Origin of the sequence: Hydrogenophaga sp. OTU3427, assembly GCF_038440225.1 — a bacterium.
Classification (GTDB): Bacteria; Pseudomonadota; Gammaproteobacteria; order Burkholderiales; family Burkholderiaceae_C; genus Hydrogenophaga.
In genome coordinates this window covers 1-291 of record NZ_JASATI010000142.1, presented here as the reverse complement: position 1 = coordinate 291, position 291 = coordinate 1, and the positions used below count along the sequence as shown (strand labels likewise).

The following is a 291-nucleotide window of genomic DNA, read 5'->3' as shown; positions in this document are numbered from 1 at the left end:
ACGCACCGACCTGCTGCCGCTTTCGGCGCGGATGTGCGTATTGCCGCTGGACGTGACCCGCCCCGACAGCATCGAGCGCACCCTGGAGGCCGCCGGCCCCATTGACGTGCTGGTGAACAACGCCGGCCTCGGCCTCTTCGGCGCCTTCGAGGCCACGCCCATGGCGACGGTGCGCGACATCTTCGAAACCAACACCTTCGGGACCATGGCCATGACGCAGGCGGTGCTTCCGCAGTTCCGCGCGCGCCGATCGGGTCTGGTGATCAACGTGACCTCTAGCGCAACGCTCGT

1 protein-coding gene is annotated in these 291 nt (G+C 67.7%); it reads left to right on the top strand.

Features of this window, described 5'->3' with window-relative positions:
• Positions 1-291 (top strand): SDR family NAD(P)-dependent oxidoreductase (locus AAHB17_RS24650; protein WP_342133700.1); only part of this gene is annotated, 291 nt, incomplete at both ends.